Origin of the sequence: uncultured Maricaulis sp., from assembly GCF_963975345.1 — a bacterium.
Lineage (GTDB): Bacteria > Pseudomonadota > Alphaproteobacteria > Caulobacterales > Maricaulaceae > Maricaulis.
The window spans coordinates 66,895-86,783 of sequence record NZ_CAXBGE010000013.1; the positions used below are offsets into that span (position 1 = coordinate 66,895).

The 19,889-nt window shown below is 62.8% G+C and carries 20 protein-coding genes; 4 read left to right on the forward strand and 16 right to left on the reverse strand.

Features of this window, described 5'->3' with window-relative positions; translation table 11 throughout:
• Positions 1–67: 67 nt before the first annotated feature.
• From AAC029_RS13905 to AAC029_RS13915, 3 genes are read left to right on the forward strand one after another with little or no spacing between them, the layout of a single operon-like run.
• Positions 68–1,366 (forward strand): glycosyltransferase family 4 protein, encoded by a 1,299-nt coding sequence (locus AAC029_RS13905; protein WP_339748909.1) that lies wholly within the window; start codon positions 68–70, stop codon positions 1,364–1,366.
• Positions 1,366–2,085, forward strand: coding sequence for a methyltransferase domain-containing protein (locus AAC029_RS13910; RefSeq protein WP_339748912.1), 720 nt, complete (start codon positions 1,366–1,368; stop codon positions 2,083–2,085). The genes AAC029_RS13905 and AAC029_RS13910 overlap by 1 nt, the downstream gene beginning before the upstream one ends.
• Complete coding sequence (locus AAC029_RS13915; protein ID WP_339748915.1) at positions 2,086–3,183, forward strand: hypothetical protein; 1,098 nt, start codon at positions 2,086–2,088, stop codon at positions 3,181–3,183.
• Here the strand turns inward: AAC029_RS13915 and AAC029_RS13920 are convergent.
• Both AAC029_RS13920 and AAC029_RS13925 read right to left on the reverse strand, forming a co-directional pair.
• Positions 3,140–3,745: a class I SAM-dependent methyltransferase gene (locus AAC029_RS13920; RefSeq protein ID WP_339748919.1), complete on the reverse strand. Its 606-nt coding sequence runs from the start codon at positions 3,743–3,745 to the stop codon at positions 3,140–3,142. The genes AAC029_RS13915 and AAC029_RS13920 overlap by 44 nt on opposite strands.
• On the reverse strand, positions 3,745–4,419 hold the full coding sequence (locus AAC029_RS13925) for a hypothetical protein (RefSeq protein ID WP_339748921.1): 675 nt from the start codon (positions 4,417–4,419) through the stop codon (positions 3,745–3,747). Before AAC029_RS13925 ends, AAC029_RS13920 begins: the two co-directional genes overlap by 1 nt.
• Before the next feature lie 113 nt (positions 4,420–4,532).
• Between AAC029_RS13925 and pip the strand changes: the two genes are divergently transcribed.
• A complete protein-coding gene (gene pip, locus AAC029_RS13930) occupies positions 4,533–5,498 on the forward strand; it encodes a prolyl aminopeptidase (protein ID WP_339748923.1) in 966 nt (321 codons plus the stop codon).
• Here the strand turns inward: pip and AAC029_RS13935 are convergent.
• The 14 genes from AAC029_RS13935 to AAC029_RS14000 all read right to left on the reverse strand — a co-directional run bounded on the left by AAC029_RS13935 (position 5,495) and on the right by AAC029_RS14000 (position 19,889).
• The gene (locus AAC029_RS13935; protein ID WP_339748925.1) at positions 5,495–6,862 is read right to left on the reverse strand and encodes a sodium-dependent transporter; all 1,368 of its coding nucleotides are present in this window, start codon (positions 6,860–6,862) and stop codon (positions 5,495–5,497) included. The genes pip and AAC029_RS13935 overlap by 4 nt on opposite strands.
• A 193-nt stretch (positions 6,863–7,055) precedes the next feature.
• Positions 7,056–8,408 carry a sodium-dependent transporter gene (locus AAC029_RS13940; protein WP_339748927.1) on the reverse strand — a complete coding sequence of 451 codons (1,353 nt, stop codon included), beginning with the start codon at positions 8,406–8,408 and terminating at the stop codon, positions 7,056–7,058.
• A 138-nt stretch (positions 8,409–8,546) separates the two neighbouring features.
• On the reverse strand, positions 8,547–9,692 hold the full coding sequence (gene rodA, locus AAC029_RS13945) for a rod shape-determining protein RodA (RefSeq protein WP_339748930.1): 1,146 nt from the start codon (positions 9,690–9,692) through the stop codon (positions 8,547–8,549).
• The gene (gene mrdA, locus AAC029_RS13950; RefSeq protein WP_339748932.1) at positions 9,692–11,566 is read right to left on the reverse strand and encodes a penicillin-binding protein 2; all 1,875 of its coding nucleotides are present in this window, start codon (positions 11,564–11,566) and stop codon (positions 9,692–9,694) included. Before mrdA ends, rodA begins: the two co-directional genes overlap by 1 nt.
• Before the next feature lie 12 nt (positions 11,567–11,578).
• Positions 11,579–12,100 (reverse strand): rod shape-determining protein MreD, encoded by a 522-nt coding sequence (mreD, locus tag AAC029_RS13955; RefSeq protein ID WP_339748935.1) that lies wholly within the window; start codon positions 12,098–12,100, stop codon positions 11,579–11,581.
• Positions 12,097–13,026 (reverse strand): rod shape-determining protein MreC, encoded by a 930-nt coding sequence (gene mreC / locus AAC029_RS13960; RefSeq protein WP_339748937.1) that lies wholly within the window; start codon positions 13,024–13,026, stop codon positions 12,097–12,099. The genes mreD and mreC overlap by 4 nt, the downstream gene beginning before the upstream one ends.
• 32 nt (positions 13,027–13,058) lie before the next feature.
• Complete coding sequence (locus AAC029_RS13965) at positions 13,059–14,099, reverse strand: rod shape-determining protein (protein ID WP_339748941.1); 1,041 nt, start codon at positions 14,097–14,099, stop codon at positions 13,059–13,061.
• 121 nt (positions 14,100–14,220) lie between these two features.
• Positions 14,221–14,964: a VTT domain-containing protein gene (locus AAC029_RS13970; protein WP_339748945.1), complete on the reverse strand. Its 744-nt coding sequence runs from the start codon at positions 14,962–14,964 to the stop codon at positions 14,221–14,223.
• A 66-nt stretch (positions 14,965–15,030) separates the two neighbouring features.
• Positions 15,031–15,537, reverse strand: a complete 507-nt coding sequence (locus AAC029_RS13975; protein WP_339748947.1) for a hypothetical protein — start codon at positions 15,535–15,537, stop codon at positions 15,031–15,033.
• 60 nt (positions 15,538–15,597) lie between these two features.
• The gene (gene ilvC / locus AAC029_RS13980; RefSeq protein ID WP_339748949.1) at positions 15,598–16,602 is read right to left on the reverse strand and encodes a ketol-acid reductoisomerase; all 1,005 of its coding nucleotides are present in this window, start codon (positions 16,600–16,602) and stop codon (positions 15,598–15,600) included.
• The gene (locus AAC029_RS13985; RefSeq protein WP_339748951.1) at positions 16,583–17,116 is read right to left on the reverse strand and encodes a DUF4440 domain-containing protein; all 534 of its coding nucleotides are present in this window, start codon (positions 17,114–17,116) and stop codon (positions 16,583–16,585) included. The genes ilvC and AAC029_RS13985 overlap by 20 nt, the downstream gene beginning before the upstream one ends.
• Positions 17,117–17,274: 158 nt before the next feature.
• Positions 17,275–18,192 carry a tRNA (adenosine(37)-N6)-dimethylallyltransferase MiaA gene (gene miaA, locus AAC029_RS13990; RefSeq protein ID WP_339748954.1) on the reverse strand — a complete coding sequence of 306 codons (918 nt, stop codon included), beginning with the start codon at positions 18,190–18,192 and terminating at the stop codon, positions 17,275–17,277.
• Positions 18,189–19,577 (reverse strand): Do family serine endopeptidase, encoded by a 1,389-nt coding sequence (locus tag AAC029_RS13995; RefSeq protein WP_339748956.1) that lies wholly within the window; start codon positions 19,575–19,577, stop codon positions 18,189–18,191. The genes miaA and AAC029_RS13995 overlap by 4 nt, the downstream gene beginning before the upstream one ends.
• Positions 19,578–19,700: 123 nt before the next feature.
• Positions 19,701–19,889, reverse strand: coding sequence for a DUF2065 domain-containing protein (locus AAC029_RS14000; protein WP_339748958.1), 189 nt, complete (start codon positions 19,887–19,889; stop codon positions 19,701–19,703).

Consider the following 19,889-nt stretch of genomic DNA (forward strand, 5'->3'; position numbering starts at 1 on the left):
TGCGCTTGGCGAACAGTGTTCACCGCGATAGGTTCGCCGCCAGATTGAAGCTTGGGAATGATCATTCATGGATGCGGACACCGCGACATTGGACTGTGCGGATGCCAGTATTCACGAGGCATCCATCCGCCCGCTTCGCGTGTTGGTCACCGGTTATCGCTCACACCCGCATGTTGGCGGTCAGGGTGTCTATATCCGTGAATTGTCACGCAGTTTGCGCGACCTTGGCCACACCGTCACCGTCGCATCCGGCCCGCCCTATCCGCAGCTCGATGACGGTATCGAACTGATCCAACTGCCCTCGCTCGATTTGTTTGCCGAAGAAAATGCCTTCATGGCCCTGCGCCTGCGGCACCTGTCGTCCTGGGCGGATATGTCGGAATGGCTGGCCCATAATAGCGGTGCATTCGGCGAGCTTTACGCCTTCTCCCGCAGGCTTGAACGCTTGCTGGCCCGCGAGGGTGACCGCTTCGACGTCGTGCACGACAATCAGACGCTGGCGACTCCTTTCCTGCGCATCAATCGCCGCCTGCCGGTGATCACCACCGTGCATCATCCCATCGCCATTGACCGTGATTACGCCCTCGCCGCTGGCGCCAAATGGTGGCAGCGCGCCCTGACGCGCCGCTGGTATCACTTCGTCAGCATGCAAGCGCGCACCGCGCGTAACCTGCCGCGCCTGCTCGCTGTTTCCCAAGCTGCCAGCGACAGCCACGCCGCCCATTACGGCATCAATACCGACCATGTCCGCGTCGCCTTCAACGGCATTGACCATGACATCTTCCTTCCCGATCCAGCGGCACAGGTCGAGACGGGACTGATCGTCACCACCGCCAGCGCCGACGCCCCGATCAAAGGGCTCGACGTACTGATCGACGCCCTCGCCCGTGTCGCGGCCGCGCGTCCGCTGGCCCGGCTGCACATCATCGGCACCCTGCGCGACGGTCCCGCCAAACAGGCCCTCGCCGCCCATGGGCTGAGCGGCCGCGTCACCACCAGCGCCAATCTGACCCGCGAAGCCATCGCCCAACTCTATCGCCGCGCCCACATCGTCGCCTGCCCGGCGCGCTTTGAAGGCTTCGGCTTTCCCGCTGCCGAGGCGATGGCCTGCGGCGCTGCGGTCGCCGCCAGTGATGGTGGCGCTTTGCCGGAAGTCGTTGGCGATGCAGGACTGATCTCGAAGGCTGGCGATGCGGCAAGCCTGGCGCAAGACCTTGCCCGCCTGCTCGACAGCCCCGACGAGGCGCGCCGTCTCGGTATCCGGGCCGCCGCCCGGGCGAAGACAGAATTCAACTGGTCGCGCCACGCCCTGGCCGCCTCACGGCTCTATACCGAAGCCCTCGCCGAGCGGAGCCCGAACGCCTGATGTTGACGATGCGGCTTGAAGAGATGACGCTGGAGCCTGGCATGCGCGTGCTCGACCTCGGCTGCGGACGTGGCCGGCATTTGCACGCGCTCTACTGGAACGAGATCCCGCTGGAGGTCGTCGGCGTCGATCTTTCGCATGGCGAGGTCAAGGCGGCGCTCGATGGCTTCTTCCAATTGCCTCCGCCCGACCCGCACTCGCCCCTGCGCAGCGCCGTACTCAGCGCCGGTGATGCCGCGCGCCTGCCCTTCGCCGACAATAGTTTCGACCGGGTCCTGTGTTCGGAAGTGCTCGAACACGTCCCCGATCCCGACGCCGTACTGGCCGAGATTGCCCGCATCCTGAAACCCGGCGGAATATTCGCCGCCTCGGTGCCACGCTATTGGCCCGAAGCGATCTGCTGGAAGCTCTCGACCGCCTATCACAATACGCCGGGCGGTCATGTCCGCATCTTCAGGACCAAGGCCTTGCGCGACCAGGTGCGCAAGCAGGGCTTTGCCGCCCTCAAACGTCATTGGGCCCATGGCCTTCACAGCCCCTATTGGTGGCTGCAATGTGCCTTGTGGGAGCGCCGTGAGCGCAGCGCCGCCGTGCGGCTCTACCGCAAATTTCTCGAATGGGATTTGATGCAGAAGCCGCTGCTCACCCAGGGCTTGGAATGGCTGCTGGCACCGGTGATGGGTAAATCGCTGGTGATGTATTTCCGGAAGGTCGGCTGAATGTCGCGACAGATCAACATCGCCGCCTGTGCCGACCATATCGAGCGGCTGCAGCGGCCCGACGGCTCCATCCCCTGGATCGAGGCCGGCATATGGGATGCGTGGAATCACGGTGAGAGCACGATGGCGCTGGCGATTGCCGGTCGCGATCATGCCGCACGCAAAGCGCTCGACGCCTTGTTCGAGCGCCAAGACGATGATGGTGGCTGGCGCGGGGATCTCGGCGCCTCGGTACCGCTTGACGATGCCAATCGCCGCCTCGTTCCTGGCACGCCTGAGACAGCGCGCGACACCAATTTCTCCGGCTATGCCGCCGTCACCCTGCTGCGCTCCATGCTGGCGCTCGACACGCCGGCGGACCTCTCACGCTATTGGCCACAATTGCGCCGGGCGATCGATTGGGTGCTGAGCCATCAGACGCGTCATGGCGATATTGTCTGGCGCGCGCCTGACGCACGCGAACAGATGGCCGCACTGGACTCGCTACGCGCCGGCAATGCCAGCCTCTACAAAGCGCTGGAATGCGCGATCCAAATCGCCCGCCGGCTCGGCCATGACGAGCGCGAATGGGTCGTCGCGCGCCAGCGGCTCGGTGCCGCACTGCGCGAGAATGACGCCCGCTTTGACCGCACCGGCATCGATCGCCGCCGCTACGCGATGGACTGGTATTACCCCGTCCTCGCTGGTGTTCTCCCCATCGAGACCGGCCGCGCCCGGCTCTATGCCCGCTGGACCGAGTTTGTTGAACCGGGTCTGGGTTGCCGCTGCGTCGCCGACGAGCCTTGGGTGACCGCAGCCGAGACCGCCGAGCTGGCGCTGGCCTGCATGGCGGTCGGCAAGACGGCCCAGGCCGAAGCTTTGCTCGCCGACCTCGCGCCGCTGGCGGCCAAAGACGGCGGTTACTGGATGGGTTGGCAGTTCGAGGAAGGGGTCATCTGGCCCTATGAACGCCCGTCCTGGACGGCCGGCGCCTTGGTGTTGGCAGCCGACGCTGTTCAGGGTTTGAGCAAGGGCTCGACGCTATTGATCCGAAACGCCGTGCCCGAATACCCGCTCAAGCGCGGCGGCGCAGGACTTCCAGCGTTCCGACGCGATTGACGCTGTCGAACAGGCCGGATGCAACGGCCAGCTTCCAGATCTCATAGGGCGGACGGCCGCCGTCGGCGGGGTCCGGAAAAACGTCATGGATCGCCAAAATACCGCCGGACACCAGCCGGCCGGTCCAGCCCTGATAATCGGCCAGAGCGGCCTCCATCGAATGTCCGCCATCGATAAAGACCATGCCGAGCGGCGTCGCCCAATGCGCCGCAACAATCGCCGAGCGCCCGACGACCGGGATCACGCAATCCTCCAGCCCGGCCCGAAACAGGGTGTCGCGCAGGGCTGGCAGGGTTTCGACCGCGCCGAGCTCGGCATTGTATAATTCGGGGTCGTGATACTCTTCGCCGGCTTGGTGTTCTTCCGAGCCTCGATGATGGTCGAGAGTGTAGAGGACACTGCCGGCGGCCCGCGCTGCGGGGCCGAGATAGAGCGCGGACTTGCCGCAATAAGAGCCAATTTCCAGCACCGGTCCGAGACGACCGGCTTCGCGAGCCAGCGCGGCAAGCGCCTCCCCCTCGAGCGGGTCGAGGAAGCCTTTGACAGTCGCCGGATCAAGCATCAGGAAAAGGGTTGCGTGTCACGAATTTCGCGCCGCAGCCGTGCCAGTTCGTCGGCGCGATCCCGAAGGCTTTCGGACAGAAAGGCGAGCTGGTCGCGCTCGGTATTGATCTGCAGCACTTGTGCGTCTGACAGCCGCGTGGAGACAAGCACAACCGTTGCATCAAAAGTCGCAACGGCTTCGCGCGTCAAGGCGATTGCGGTTTCAACCTCGGCGAGGTCGCGGGTCAACGTCGAGCGGGTAAATCCGGCAGGCTGGATAATAATGGCGCGTGCGGCCTGGTCCAACTGGCGCGCCTGTGCACCCGCGAGTGCGACATCCGTGAGCAGGAGCTCATTCGCGTCATTCACCTGCAGAGTCAGGAGCTGCCGGTATTGAACATAGGCTTGGCCGGGTTGGTCGGGCGCGACAGATTCAGTGGCAGCAGGCTGTCCCGTCAGGCGATCCATCCAGCCGCGCGCGGTTTCCATCGCTCCGGCGGGACTGACCCAGGCATTCTCGCGATAGCTTGTCTGGAGGGTCTGAGCAGCATCGAGCAGGTTGGCCTGAGCCGGACTAACGCGCAGGTCTGCGTCGGAAACACCTGATCCCACAAGTGAAATAGGGTCGCTGGCACACGCAGTGATCAAACCGCAGGCGCAGATCGCCGCAAGAACACCTTGGTATCCACGCATCAACTGATAATTCCCAACACGAAGCCAGCCCCAATGGATGAGAAGATATAGCGAGTAGGCACAATAAGCTATGCAATATTATATTGATGCTGCGCTAACGACAGATGGATGCGATGGACACCGCTTACTCACGCCGCCTGCTCTACCCGCCAATCCGGCCCAGTCGCGCCTCGCGGCTGGCGGTCGGCGACGGGCATGAGCTTTATCTCGAAGAATGTGGCCGGCCCGACGGACTGCCGGTCATCGCCCTGCATGGCGGGCCCGGTGGTGGCATCTCCCCGGCCCTGCGGCGTTTTTTCGATCCGGCCCGATATCGCATCATCCTGTTTGACCAGCGCGGTTGCGGCCGATCAACCCCACACGGCGCGCTCAATGCGAATACCACAGCTGACCTCGTTGCCGATATCGAACGCATCCGCGCCGCGCTCGGCGTCGATAAATGGGTCGTGTTCGGTGGCTCTTGGGGCGCCACGCTCGCCCTCGCCTATGCCCGCGAACATGCCGCGCAATGCCTGGGACTGATCCTGCGCGGGGTATTTACCTGCCGCCAGGTCGAGCTCGACTGGTTCTACCGCCACGGCGCCAACATGCTGTTCCCCGACATGTGGGAGCGGCTGATCGGTCCGTTGAGCGAGGCGGAACGGGGCGATGTCGTCAAAGCCTATTATGAGCGCCTGCTGGAGCCAGACGTCGTGCGGCGGCGCCCCGACGCCCTCGCTTGGGCACGTTGGGAAAGCGCGCTGATCAGTTTGGGCGGCGAGCCCGCTTCACAGCTGGCCGATCCGTTGCGCGCCGATGCTCTCGCCCGGATGGAAACGCACTACTTCTTCCACAAAGGGTTTTTCGAACATGACGGCGCCCTGCTCGACAGCGTGCCGCAGTTCAAACATCTGCCAGGCATTATCGTCCAGGGCCGCTATGACGTGGTGACGCCGCCCCAGACAGCTTGGAGCCTCGCCCGCGAATGGCCGCGAGCAAGGCTCCGCATGATCCCCGATGCCGGGCATGCAGCCGGCGAGCCGGGCATTGTCGACGGGCTGGTCCGCGCAACCGACAGCTTCGCCGACCAGTTCAGCTAGCCGCCAAGCAGCATCTGCGTCAGACCCCATCCGAACTTGTCGTCCAGGCCAAGCACAAGGATCAGCGTCAAGGCAATCGGTGCGAGGAAACGCATCGAGAATCGGAAGAAGCCGAACAGCAGCGGCGAGGCATGCGAGAGTTGCGACTTGGCAATGTCGCGCCTGACCACCCAACCCATGAAGACCGCGATCAACAGACCAGCGAGCGGCAGGGCCAGACTGCCTGAAATGAAGTCGAGGAAATCAAAGAACGACATCGAGAACACGACGCCGACACCGACCAGCCAGATGAAACCACCGAACACCCAGGTGATGGTGTTGCGGCCGAGGCTGGAATTCTCCTCAGCCCAGGCGACGACGGCCTGCAGCAGTGAGATCGATGAAGTTAGCGCCGCGATCAGCGCCAGGGTGAAGAATGCCGCTCCGACAATATTGCCGCCAGGCATCGCCGCGAAGGCCGAGGGCAAAGCCTGGAAAAACAGGGCCGGGCCGGCATTCGGTTCCAGTGCCGTAAACGCAAACACGAAGGGGAAGATCGCCAGGCCCGCGATCAGCGCCACTGCCGTATCGGCAAAGGCGATAATCCCGGCCGACTGGCCAATATTGGCATTTTTGTCGAGATAGGAGCCATAGGTGATCATGATCCCCGAACCCAGCCCGATCGAGAAGAATGCTTGGCCAACGGCGGCCAAGAAGGTTGAGGGGCGCACTTCGCTGAGATCAACCGCGAACAAATAGCTCAAGGCCGCGCCGGCATCGCCAGTGACCATCGCATAGACCACCATGCCGAGCAGCATGATAAAGAAGAGCGGCATCAGCACGGACGACGCTTTTTCGATACCGCCCGTAATCCCACGCGAGACGACGAAAATCGTCATGAAGCTGAACAGGGAATGCCAAAACAGCACGGCATAGGGATCGGCGGTAAAGGCTTCAAATGCCGCCGCCACTGCGCCCGGCGCCTGCCCGGTCAGTTCGCCACCGAACATTTTGAAAATATAGGATGTCACCCAGCCGGCGACGACGGAATAGAAACACAGAACGAGAATGCCGCCGATCATCCCGATCCAGCCGAGCATGGTCCAAAATTGCGGTGAGCCATTATCGGCCGTCAATTTCTCGACCGAGCCAACCGCCGATCCCTGTCCGTAACGGCCGACCGAGAGTTCTGCCATCAAAACCGGAAAACCGATCAACAGGACGCAGACGACATAAATCAGCACAAACGCAGCGCCACCATTCTCGCCAGCTGTGTAAGGAAAGCGCCAGAAATTTCCCAGCCCGACTGAAGACCCGATCGCCGCCATCAGAAATCCGAAGCGTGACGACCAATGCGCATGAGCACTTGATGGCGCGATTGCCATGAAACCCCCTACCGCTCACGGCTGATTCAGCTGGAGCTATTGTTTCGACTGCAACAGATTTCCTCCAAGCTTTCAGGTCGGTCAAGTGACAGAATCGCACGACGGCCTGTTCTCAAACAGCAAGAAGCCCCGCCTGCTTTTTGCGCAGGCAGGGCTTCTCATTGTCAGGCTATGGCCCGTATTGCCGGACGTATCAGCCGAGGCCGACCAAAGCGCCAATCCGGCCGTCATTGAAGCGGTCATCCAGACCGACCACCAGGATGCTCCCGATCGCCAGCGGTACGAAATAGCGCACCGCGAAGTGGAAGAAGGCAAACAGCCCCGGCGAAGCCTGGTGCAATTCGCTGCGCATCAGTGATTTCGGGATCACCCAGCCAGCGAAAACCGCGACCAGGAAACCACCAAGCGGAAGCAGGATCTGGCCGGAGAGCACGTCGATGAAACCGCCGGCGAAGGCCTCCGAATAAACCGCGCCCGCGCCAATCAGGAAGGCAAAAGTGCCCAACAGCCAAGCCGTCATCGAGCGTCCGAAGCTCGCATTTTCCTCGACGAAAGCGACGGTTGCCTCCAGCAGGGAGATCGACGAGGTCAGCGCAGCAATGAAGGCCAGGGCGAAGAAAGCACCGCCGATGAGATTGCCGGCAGGCATGGTGGAGAAAACCTGCGGAAGCGCTGTGAAAATCAGACCAAGCCCCGCAGCTGGGTCCATCCCGACCATGAAAACGATCGGGAAGATCATCAGGCCGGCGATCAGCGCCACCATTGTATCGGCCGAGACAATCAGGACGGCCGAAGAGCCAATGTTTGAATCCCGCGGCAGATAGGAGCCGTAGGTGATCATGATCGCCGAGGCGACGCTGACGGAGAAGAAGGCCTGACCGAGCGCGGCAATGAAGGTTTGCCCGGTTACGGCGGTGAAATCAGGTGCAAACAGATAGCTGATTGCCTGTCCGGCGGCGCCATTCATCATCGAATAAACGGTCAGACCGATCAGCACGACGAAGAAGAGTGGCATCAGGATCGTGGCGACACGTTCAATGCCGCCCTTCAGGCCACGCGACACGATCAGGACGGTGAGCACCATGAATGCGAAGTGCCAGAACATCTTGATGCCATCGGTCTGGTAAAACATCGTGGCGCCATCAGGCTGGGCAAATCCACCGGCGAAACCGGCAAGCGAGAAGGCCATCACCTGACCCGCGATGACGCTATAGGTCGTCAGGACCAGGAAACCGGCCGCCGTACAGACCCAGCCGACAACCGACCACTTGCCGGATTTGCCGGCTTCGATCGCCATTTTGCGGGTCGAGGTAATCGCTGATTGCTGGGCATGGCGACCAATCGCCAGCTCGGCCATCAGAACGGGCAGAGCAAACAGCAGCACACAGCCGATATAGATCAACACGAAGGCCGAGCCACCATTCTGGCCCGTCATGAACGGGAAACGCCAGAGATTGCCAAGGCCCACGGCCGAGCCGACCGCCGCCATGATGAATGCAAAACGCGATGACCAATGGGCGTGCGTGCTCGCGAGCGCTGCTGCCATGAAACTCTCCCCTCAAGTCCGGCGATCTGCGCGCCTGAACAATTATTTACTGGTGCATACCCTTCCCCAACCCCAGAGCGGGGTCAAGCACAACAGGTCGGTCGGGCAGTCCGGCATGTCAGTCCGGTGCAGGGACGATCAGCCGAACAGGCCAACTCCGCGCGGAGGCTCGGCATTGCGGTGAATATGGGCGCCGAGGATCAGGCCGAAGCCCGCCAAAACCGCCATCATCACCGTGCCGCCATAGGATATCATCGGCAAGGGCACCCCGACCACAGGCAAGGTCCCCATCACCATGCCGACATTGATGATCACATACAGGCCGAACGTCGTCGCAACCCCCATCGTCGTCAGCCGCAAGAACGTCGATTTGCAACTCGTCGCAATGGCCACGGTATTGGCCAGAATCAAAGCGTACACGGTCAGGATCACCAGGCCGCCGACAAAACCGAATTCCTCACCGAGGATGGTGAAAATGAAATCGGTCTGCTTTTCCGGCAGATAATCGAGCTGAGACTGGGTCCCCTCCATGAAGCCCTTGCCGGTGAAGCCACCGGAGCCAAGGGCAATTTTCGACTGCAGGATCTGGTAACCGGCTCCCAGCGGATCGGAATCCGGGCTGAACATCGTCATGATGCGCTCGCGCTGATAATCCGCGAGGCCATAGCTGAAGAAGGCGCCGCCAGCGATGACGCAGGCCATAATGGCCGGCACGATCACCTTCCAGCTCAGCCCGGCCAGAAACACCACCGCGCCGCCAGTCGCCACCAGCAACAGGGTCGTGCCCAGATCAGGCTGTTTCAGGATGAGCAGCGCCGGAATACCGATCAGCGCGGCGGGAATCAGCAGCCCCCCCAGACGCGAGACGCGTTCGGTCGGCAGGTCGTGATAGAAACGCGCCAGCGCAAAAACCAGTGCGATTTTCATGAGCTCGGAGGGTTGCAGCCGGATCGGCCCGAGGTCCAGCCAGCGTTGCGAACCATTGACGGTCGCGCCAAACAATTCCGAACCGATCAACAGGATCAACGCCACGACATAGATCGGATAGGCAACGCCCATCCAGAAGCGCGGCGGAAACATCGCGATCACCAGCATGGCAACAAAGCCGACTGCAAACCGCATCGCATGGCGCGCCGCCCAAGGCTCCCAGGACCCGCCGCCGACAGAATACAACATCCCAACGCCGGCCGCGCCCAGCAGGACCAGGAGCAGGACCAGGGTCCAGTTGAGCTCCATCATCTTGCCCGGCAGGTCGCGTGGGACGCTTTCCCGGAAAACAGCCATCAGATACCTCTCCGCACGCCCGGTCCAAGATCGGCAAATACGCCGGGTCTGCTCGACGGATCACGCGCCACAACGCGGCGCAGGATATCGCGGGCCGGCCGCGTCGCGGCGCTGGAACCGCCGCCATGCTCGACCACAACGACGACAGCGTATTTCGGTGCATCGGCCGGTGCGTAACACATGAACAATCCGTGGTCGCGCAACCGCCAAGGCAGGTCGAGCTGACTGCGAACCCCGGAATCGCGCTCCGCAGTGGTGATGGAATAGACCTGTGCGGTGCCGGTCTTGCCGGCCATTTCGATGCCATCAATTCCAAGACCACCGAGTGAATAAGACGTACCGCCGGGCTCTTGCGCGGCGGCGCGCAAAGCGTCGCGCACGCGCACGAAAGCATCATCGCGCAAGCCCATATGCGGAGCCGGTGGCGCCATCGCATTGCGATACAGGGTCGGTTCAACCGCCCGCCCGGAGGCCACCCGCGCTGTCATCACCGCCACTTGCAGCGGCGAGGTCAGCATCGCGCCCTGGCCAATCCCGGTATTGAAGGTATCGCCGGTCGACCACCCCTCATTGCGTTGCGCCCGCTTCCAAGCCGGATCTGGCATGATGCCACGGGCTACGCCGGCGATGCCGATATCGAATTGCTGGCCAATGCCAAAGCGCTGCCCCATCGCGTGCAATCGCTCGATCCCGAGCCGCTGCGCAGTTTCATAAAAGAAGATATCGCAGGACGTTTTCAGCGCCGTCCGCAAGTTGACCGTGCCATGGCCCTGCCGGCGCCAGCAATGGAATTCGCGATTACCCAAGCGTACCGAGCCGGTGCAATGCACGGTCTCGTTCGGCCGGAAGACATTGTGTTCGATCGCCGCTGCCGCCGAAACCGCTTTGAAGGTCGAGCCCGGCGGATAGGTGCCCTGGATCGACTTCTGGAATAGCGGCCGGTGATCATTTTCGCGCAGGCCGGCGAAGTCCCGGCTGGAAATTCCGCCGACGAATAGATTGGGGTCGAAGCTCGGTGCCGAGACCAGTGCGATCAACTCACCACTATTGACGTCGATCACCACCGCCGACGCGCTGTCCTGGCCCAGACGTTCATAGGCGTATTGCTGGATATCGGCATCCAGCGTCATGACGACATCCTGCCCCTGCTGCGGCGCCACGGATTGTTCCGGCAATTCCCGGATGACCCGGCCGACCGCATTGACCTCGATCTTCAGGGCTCCCGCCGCACCGCGTAAATCCCGCTCGCGAGCGATCTCGACGCCAGTCTTGCCAACCCGGAAACCGGGATGGCGCAATAGCCGCTCGACTTCGCGCGTCTCGCCGGCGAGATCGTCATCATTGGGCGATTGCACATAGCCCACGACATGCGCGAACGCCGCCGCATAGGGATAGGCACGCACTTCGCCGACATCCGGCGCCATGCCAGCCAGCTCGGGCGCGTTCAGATTAATCGCTGAAAAAGTCTGCCAGTCGAGATCTTCCGCAACCGTGATGGCGTTAAATCTCTGGCCGGTTCTGGCCGCGCGCAAAACGCGCTCGCGCTCATAATCGCTCAACGGCATGAACTTCGAGAGCCGGTCCAGCGCCGCCGCGACATCACCGGCTTCTTCCGGCACGATCAGGACGCGAAAACTGTCGCGATTTTCTGCCAGCAGAGCCCCGAAACGGTCAAGGATGCGGCCACGCGAGGGCGGAACCAGACGGAAATTGAACTGGTTGTCCTCGGAGAGCAGCCGATAGCGCTCACCCTCCAGCACCTGCAGCGAATACAGCCGTGCGCTCAGCCCGGTAAAGGCCAGCGCTCCGCCACCGGCCATCAGCAAGGTCCGGCGGGTGAACTTGATATCCTGTTCCTGGCGATCAGCGCGCATCGTGTCTCGCGATCATCCCCCGATAAAGCCGGTTCGGCTGCTGCGGCGCCCCCGCAGCGAAAGGTAAGCGATCAGAGGGAACATCAGCATTGTCGCTGTCGCCTCAATGATCAAGGGGCGCAGATCGGCCCACTCGTCCAATGACCAGCTGCCCATCAGATAGGCAATGGCATGGGCCAGCAACAACGTGCCGGCAAATCGCGCCAGAATTGGGGGCAGATCGCGCGGCATGCCGTCTTCACCGCGGAAACGGAAGGCCGCGATGGCCACCAGGTAGGACAGCGCCCACACGCCCATCGGCGCGCCGGTCAGCAGGTCCTGGCAAAGCCCGATCGCGAAAACGATGATGGGCGGCATGAAATGCGGCCGCAAGCCAGCCCACAGGAAGATGGCGATCAGAGTCCAGGTTGGCATGATATTGACGCCGTCGATCAATTGTGTCGGCGCTGCTTGCACCACCAGTGCCGCGAACACCGACAGCGCACACGCGGCAGCAGCCCAATGGGAGGTTTTACGCTCGCTTGGTTTTCTCATTGATCACCCCCTGCCGGTGTCGGTTCGGCGGCGGTAGCGTCAACCGGGATGGCCTGTTCGGCCTCCGGCACGTCCGGCTCATCGACCGGCACCTCAACGCGTTGGTAGGGCCAGACCCAGACAAAATCGACCGGCGCCTGGTCGGAGTAGAGCTGGACGCGCCATGTGCCATCACGCGCTTCCACTGCTTCGCCAACCGGCAGGCCGCGCGGCAGGATGCCATCATCGCCCGAACTGACAATGCGGTCGCCGGGCTGGATATCGGCGTCGCGGCCGACATATTCCAAACGCGGAAAGGCTGAATTATCGCCGATCAGAATGGCGCGCGCATTGGAGCGGTCGGCCATCACCGGGATCCGGCTGTTGAGGTCGGTCAGAAGCAGAATGCGCGCCGAACGGCGGCCGGTCTCAAACACGCGTCCGACGAGCCCGTAAAGATTGATCACTGGATAGCCGTCATCGATTCCCGCATCGCGGCCCCGGCCGATCAGGCGCGCGCGCACGAAGGGGCCCTCAGGGTCAGCGACGGTCCAGGCGCCAATCCGGTCGCGGGTCGCGGGCGTGTCGATATCGAGCGCGGCTTCGTAAACTTCGATGCGGTCGCGCTGGCGATAGGCCAGGTCTTCCCAATAGCGGGCCTCGATCAATTGCTGTCGCAGGCTCGCATTCTCTTCGGCCAGCTCGCCCTGCTGCCGGAAATAGGGGCCAATATTCTTGAGCCAGCGGACCGGTTGCGCGGCGAGTTCCAGAACGGGTGCAGCGATATCGGTGAAGCCGGACCGGAAGTCGGACAGGGCGATCGAGCGCGAATCTGGACGATCAAACGCGATCAGGGCGCCTGAAAGGACAAGCAGGGCGATAAATAGTGTCCGTGAAAACCGAACCCCACCCTCACCTTCATGCCGTCCTGAACGACGAGAAGCCACGACTCACTCCTGCCCCTGCATGCACCGGCAGATTAGACCGCTTCAGACAGAATGGGGCGCCAAAGCTTAAGATCTTCAACCGCCTTGCCACAGCCCAGCACGACGCAAGACAATGGGTCATCGGCGAGACAGACCGGCAGGCCGGTGCGTTCACGAAGCTCGGTGTCGAGATTGCGCAGCAGTGCGCCGCCGCCCGTGAGGACAATGCCCTTGTCGACGATATCGGCTGCCAGCTCCGGCGGGGTCGCTTCCAGTGCCTGCTTGACCGCTTCGACGATCTGCTCGACCGGCTCGGAGAGCGCATCGGCAATCATCGCCTCGGTGATGGAAATCTCGCGTGGCACGCCATTCATCAGGTCGCGGCCCTTGATATCCAACGTCAGGCCTTCGCCCTTGATCGGCGGCATGGCCGAGCCGATTTCCTTCTTGATCCGCTCAGCGCTGGTTTCGCCGATCAGAAGGTTTGCCGAGCGGCGGATGTAATTGATGATGGCTTCGTCCATCTTGTCGCCGCCAACGCGCACTGAGCGCGAATAGACAATACCCGACAGGGACATCACGGCGACTTCCGTCGTGCCGCCACCGATATCGACAATCATCGAGCCGGTCGGCTCGTCAATCGGCAGGCCGGCACCGACAGCGGCGGCCATCGGCTCATCGATCAGATAGACTTTGCGGGCACCGGCACCGAGGGCAGATTCATGGATCGCGCGACGTTCGACGGCGGTGGCGCCCGAGGGCACGCAGATCACGACCTGCGGGCTGACCATGGCGCGGCGGTTGTGCACTTTCTGGATGAAGTGCTTGATCATTTCCTCGGCGACTTCGAAGTCGGCGATGACACCATCGCGCATCGGCCGGATGGCCTCGACATTGCCGGGCGTCTTGCCCAGCATCAACTTGGCTTCCGCCCCGACCGCCTGGACGTATTTGCGTCCTTTCTCGATCTTGTAGGCGACCACGGACGGCTCATTGAGCACCACGCCGCGTCCCTTGACGTAGACGAGCGTGTTGGCGGTGCCAAGATCGATGGCGATATCTGCAGAAAGTAAGCCGAAAAGATAGTTGAACATAGAGCGCGCTGATTTCGAGGGGTGTGGCGGCAATGCCGCGGGAAAGCTTTTTTTGTTGTGCGATGCTCCGCGCCATATTGCAAGGGGCGCGCTAGTGCAAACGCATACTATCCAAGTCGATTCACTGGGGCTCTCCATCATCTTTCGCCGGTGGAGCCACCCCATCAACCGGACGATTGCGCCGCAACCAGCGTCGGGCCACCAGCATCATGCCGATCCAGCCCGCCAGGGCAACCGCCAGCACGAGGCCCGTCAGCAATTGCCCCTCGCTCATCATCGCGCGAATGCTCTGGCCAGCCAGGGCCACGACCAGCAGTTTCGGTGCTGTGCCCAGCAAGGTGCCGAGACCGAAAGCCCAATAGGGCGTGCGCGCGACGCCAAAGCCCATATTGACGACGATGAAGGGCCCGGACGGCACCCAGCGCACAATCATGCTCGCCAACAGCCCGTTACGGCCGATGAAGTCGGATATCCGGTTGGCCCAATCGCCTCCGAAGCGGTCGAGCAATCCAGCGCCAAACCAGCGTCCGAGATAATAATTGACCGTCGCGGCCGCCATGGTGGCGATCCAAGCGTAGATAAAGCCGGTCTGGGGTCCGAATGCGACGATCGCTGCCGCCATCAGCCCAAATTGCGGCACGCCGAGAAATGACAGGGCAATAAAGACGACGATGGTTAGCGGCAGCGCATACCAGCGGCTCGCGGCGGAATCGAACCAGTCGCCGATAGCGCTCGGACCGATATCGAGCACGAAACGCCCGATCACGAACACAGCCGCGACCACCACAAACAGGGCAATCGACACGCCGATGGCGCGCGCGGCCCGCGCATCGAGGCGCAACATGAATTGAATCAGAGCGTTCATTCTCTCCGGCACCCAATGGCAATAGCCGAGCTAACTAAACGCGGATCCACGCGCCTGCAACGCAGATCATCCGTCACCCTGACCTGGTTCGTCCAACTTTTCGCCGGCGGCGATCGCCGTCAGCTTGGCGCGCTGCAGCGCCAGAATGCTCAGCTGTTCGTCCAGGAGTTTGAGAATTTCGCGCGCCTCCTGCTGATCAACCACGCCAGGCGAGCGCTCGGTCTCGCCCAGGGAATCCATCAGGGCCGCGATATTGCGCGCATTGCCCCGGCTGGCATCGCCGGCCAGCGACAGCCAATTGGCGTCGGCAGCCTTGTCGACCGGTACGAACAAGCCGCCGGCCAGCGCCGCGAGATGCTGAGCTGCCGCCGTCGCGCCGGATTCTGTCAACCGCGCGATACGGGCATACGAGATTTCATTGCTGGAATCAGGGTCAGCGAGGGCATAAACGCGCGTCCGGCTGAGATCGAGCAGGCTCATCACTTCCGGGATGCCCCCAACTTCCTCGAATACGCGTGCCACGACTTCTTTTGGTTCGCCGTAGCGGCGCTCCTTGACCGGATTGAATGCCATTTGTGTCCCCAGAATTGATAATGGATCCCTGTGACCGACAGAGATGAACAGCTTTATGGGCTATTTCGTGGCACGGCCCAAACGCGACCGCAATTCAGCACCGGCGGCCTCGATCGGCAAAGCGCGATCTTCAGCCCGTTCAGCCTCGAGCCCCTCGCCCGATTCATAGCGCTCGACCCATTTGCGCGCGAAACGGCCGGACTCGATATCCTCCATCGCGCCGTCGAACACTTTGAGCAATTCGGGGCCGGCGATGGCGTCCTCAATCTGCCGTGCGCCAAATTCAGCCGTATCGGAAATTGCCGCATACATGCCGGCAATGCCGCGTTGTTGGATCAGGTCGGCGAGATATTTCAGCTCGTGGACGCAATCGATATAAGCCATGCGTGGACTGACCCCGGCAGCCGTCAGACGGGTGAAGCTCGCCTTCGCCAGCGCCACCATGCCACCGACCAGCACGACCTGTTCGCCGAACAGGTCCGAGACGGTTTCCTCGCGAAATGAGGTCGGGAAGATACCGACATTGCCCGAACCAATCGCGGCGAGATAGGCCAGTGCCACGGCGCGCGCCTCGCCGCTGGCATCCTGTTGCACCGCCCAGAAACCGATCAGCCCCCCACCCTTGAGAAACTCCTCACGCACCGCCCCGCCCGGCCCCTTGGCCGCTGCCAGGATGATGTCGGCATCGGCAGGCGCGTCGATCAGCCCGTAATGCACCGAAAAGCCGTGGCAGACGATCAACGCCTGGCCCTGTTTGCGATGTGGCAGGATTTCTGCGGTCCAGATCTGGCGATGTGCCTCATCGGCCGCGAGGAGGGATATCGCATCGGCCCAGCCGGCGGCCTCAGCCACGCTGACAACCTGAAACCCGTCCGCCTCGGCCTTGGCGCGCGACGCGGAGCCAACACGCAGCGCGATCCGGATCTCACTCACACCGCTATCGCGCAGGCAAAGCGCGTGCGAGCGCCCATGATTGCCATAGCCGATAATCGCGATGCGCCGGCCCGTCACGGGACCGAGATCAATGTCGCGCGTGTAGAGCGGCTCAGTTGTCTCCGTCGGCATTGGCAGAATCATCCTCGGCTGGTGTCGGTTGATAGGACGCATCCTCATTGCCCAAGTCCAGCACGCCGCGCCATTCGCCCGCAGCATTGCGGTGCCAGACCGTGACATAGCGACCGCGACCGCCCGCAATGGAATCGGGATTGCCGTCGCCATGCAGCGACCACTCACCCCAAGTGACGCCAAAATCACCCGCCTCGGAAGCAAAGCCCTCGACCGGGTACCAGTGCAGCAACAGCCCGTCGGGGAAATTATCGAAGGCAGCGCGGATTGCCGCCTCGCCGCGAACCGGTTCGCCGCTGGCGCGGACCATCCGGCCCTCAACCGTGTCCATATAGGTGCCAAACGCGTCCTGCACGCCGTGCTCTGCCGCCATGGCGGCAAAATCGCGATCGGCCTGCATGATCTGCTCGACCGCAGCTTCGCGGCCGGGCCCGCTGGTTGTCCCATTGCTTGGCGTGCAAGCCGACAGCATCAGTGCGGCGCCGGTGGCTGCCAGTCCCAATTTCAATGCCATCCCCATCATGCCCTCCCAAGCACGAAGGCCCACCGGGCCCCAAAGCGACACTGGCAATGCATACGCTTCGGGGCGGCGTCTGGCGAGACAAGGCCACGTGATCGGTTCGGGGGATATCTTCGGGTGGATCGATTCTGACGCATCAGGAGGCCGCCACCTCAACCCTCCAGGATCGCCGCCAACTCGTGACGCGCCACATTGGCATCGAGCGCGTGAATGCGCGACCAGTCCGGATTCTGGTTGCGCAACCAGGTCAGTTGCCGCTTGGCGTAGCGCCGCGAATCCCGCTGCGCCAGTGAGGTGGCGTCATCCAGGCTGAGTTCGCCGCGCAAATGCGCCATCAGCGGCGGCACGCCCAGCGCCTTGCTGGCCGGCAGCAGCGGGTCCAGCCCGCGCCCGGCAAAGACTCGCACTTCATCCAGAGCGCCAGCCTCGAGCATCAATTCAAACCGCTGGTTGATCCGGTCATACAGCGCCTGGCGGTCCGGTTCGATGGCAATGCCGTGCCATTCGGCCTCACCCAGCAATGGGCGTGTCTCGGCTTGGAAAGTGGTCAGCGCTTCGCCCGTCGCATAGCCCACTTCAACGATCCGGCTCAGGCGTTGAAGATCGGCCGGTTTAACGCGCGCCGCTGCGACCGGATCGAGCCGCTCGGCCACTTCGCGCAGACCGTCCGGCCCGGAGGCCGCGAGCAGCGCGGCGACGCGTTGACGCGATTGCGGATCGATCTCCGGCACCGGCGCCAGCCCTTTGGTCAAAGCGAGAAAATAGAGGCCGGTTCCGCCAACCAGCACCGGCGTGTGGCCACGCGCGCGAATATCGGCGATCAGGCCCAGCGCCGCCTCGGCCCAATGCCCGACCGACCAGCGCTCACTGGGGTCGACTGTGCCGAAAAAATGATGCGGCACGCGTGCGAAATCGTCTTCGCCGGGCTGCGCCGTGATCAGTGGCAGACCGGCATAGATCTGCATCGAATCGGCATTGATGATCTCGCCGTCCAGCGCCTCGGCCGCAGCCAGGGCGAGCGCGGTCTTGCCTGCCGCCGTTGGCCCGGCAATCAGCAGGCAGCGCGTCACGGCCGGATGGATTGCAGCACGTATTGGCCGCCGCGATTGAGCTGGAAGCGAACCGGACCCGTCGGGATACCGGCCACGATACGGCGGATATCCTCAATGGTTTCGACCCGGGTAAACTCGACTTCCTCGATCACATCGCCCGGGCGCACCTTGCCCGAGGCATCGCTATTGGCCGCAACTTCGGTGACCAGAACGCCGGTGGCGTCGGGATTCACCCGGAAGCGCCGGCGCGAGGCGGTGTCCAGCACGGCAAGCGTCATGCCGCGAACCGCATTGGTCGGCCCCTGATTGGGTGTGATGACCGTCGCATTTGCGCCAGCCGGAGCCGCTGCCGTCGCGGCTTCCGCCAGTTCGCCGACGGTGACGCGCAGTGTCATCGGCCGGTCCTCGCGGATAATGCCGATCGAGGCGCTGGCGCCGATTTCGGTCTCGGCAACCAGGCGCGGAAAACTGCGGCTATCGCGGACGCGCCGGCCATTGAAGCTGACCACCAGATCGCCCGTGCGCAAATCAGCCGCTGCCGCCGGGCCGCCCGGCTCAACGCGGGAGATGATCGCGCCATAGGGCGAATCGAGCTCGAAGCTCTCCGCCAGCTCCGGGGTCACGGGTTGAACGCTGACACCAAGCCAGCCACGGCGGGTCTCGCCGAACTCGATCAGCTGTGCCACGACACGCGTCGCGATATTGGATGGAATCGACAGGGAAATCCCGACGCTGGCGCCGGTTGGCGACAGGATCAGCGTGTTCACACCGATGACATCGCCATCCATGTTGAACAAAGGTCCACCGGAATTGCCGGTATTGATGGCCACATCGGTCTGGATGTAATCGTCGTAACGCCCGCCCGCCTCACGCCCACGCGCCGAGACAACACCGGCGGTCAATGTGCCGCCGAGGCCGAAGGGATTACCGATCGCGATCACCCAATCACCGACCCTTGCGACATCGCTATCGCCGAAATTGACGTGCGGCAGGCTCTCATGGACGCCGGTCATGCGCAGGACAGCCAGATCGGTCAGCGTGTCGATGCCGATAATCTCGGCCGGGAAGACACGGCCGTCGGGCAGGGAAACCTCGACCTCGTCGGCCCCGTCGATGACGTGATTATTGGTGACGACCAGACCGGTCGCATCAATGATGAAGCCCGAGCCGAGTGAATTGGCGATCCGCGGCGCATCTCCGAAAATATCGTTGAAGCGTTCCAGCGGCGAGCCTTCGGGAAATTCCGGCAGGCCGTCGCCGGCGTCGAGCCGCTGCGCCGCCGCGATATTGACCACCGCGGGCGAGAGCCCTTCGGCCAGATCGGCAAATCCGCTCGAGCCCGGCTGCGCCAGAGCGACCGAAGGCAGGACAAACAGGAATACGAGGGCAAACAGGCGACGCATGAACTCAGCCGATCCGAAAAAGCAAAACCAGTCTTGACGCATAGAGTGATAGCGCCTTGCGGGGCGGTGCTGCAACCGCTGTGACGCGTTTGTCATCGCCATGACCGAGCCGTCATGCGCCCGCTAGAGCCGCAAAAAGGCGACAAGCGCAACCCCGGATACCAAAGCGACCAGCCCCGCAATGCGCAGCTGGTCGCCCGGCATATCCATAATCTGGATCAGAAACCGCTTCATCGCGTCGGGTGCCAAGGCATAGGCGGCCCCCTCAAGCGCCAGCGCGACGCCCAGTCCGACAAGCAGCGTCGTCAACAC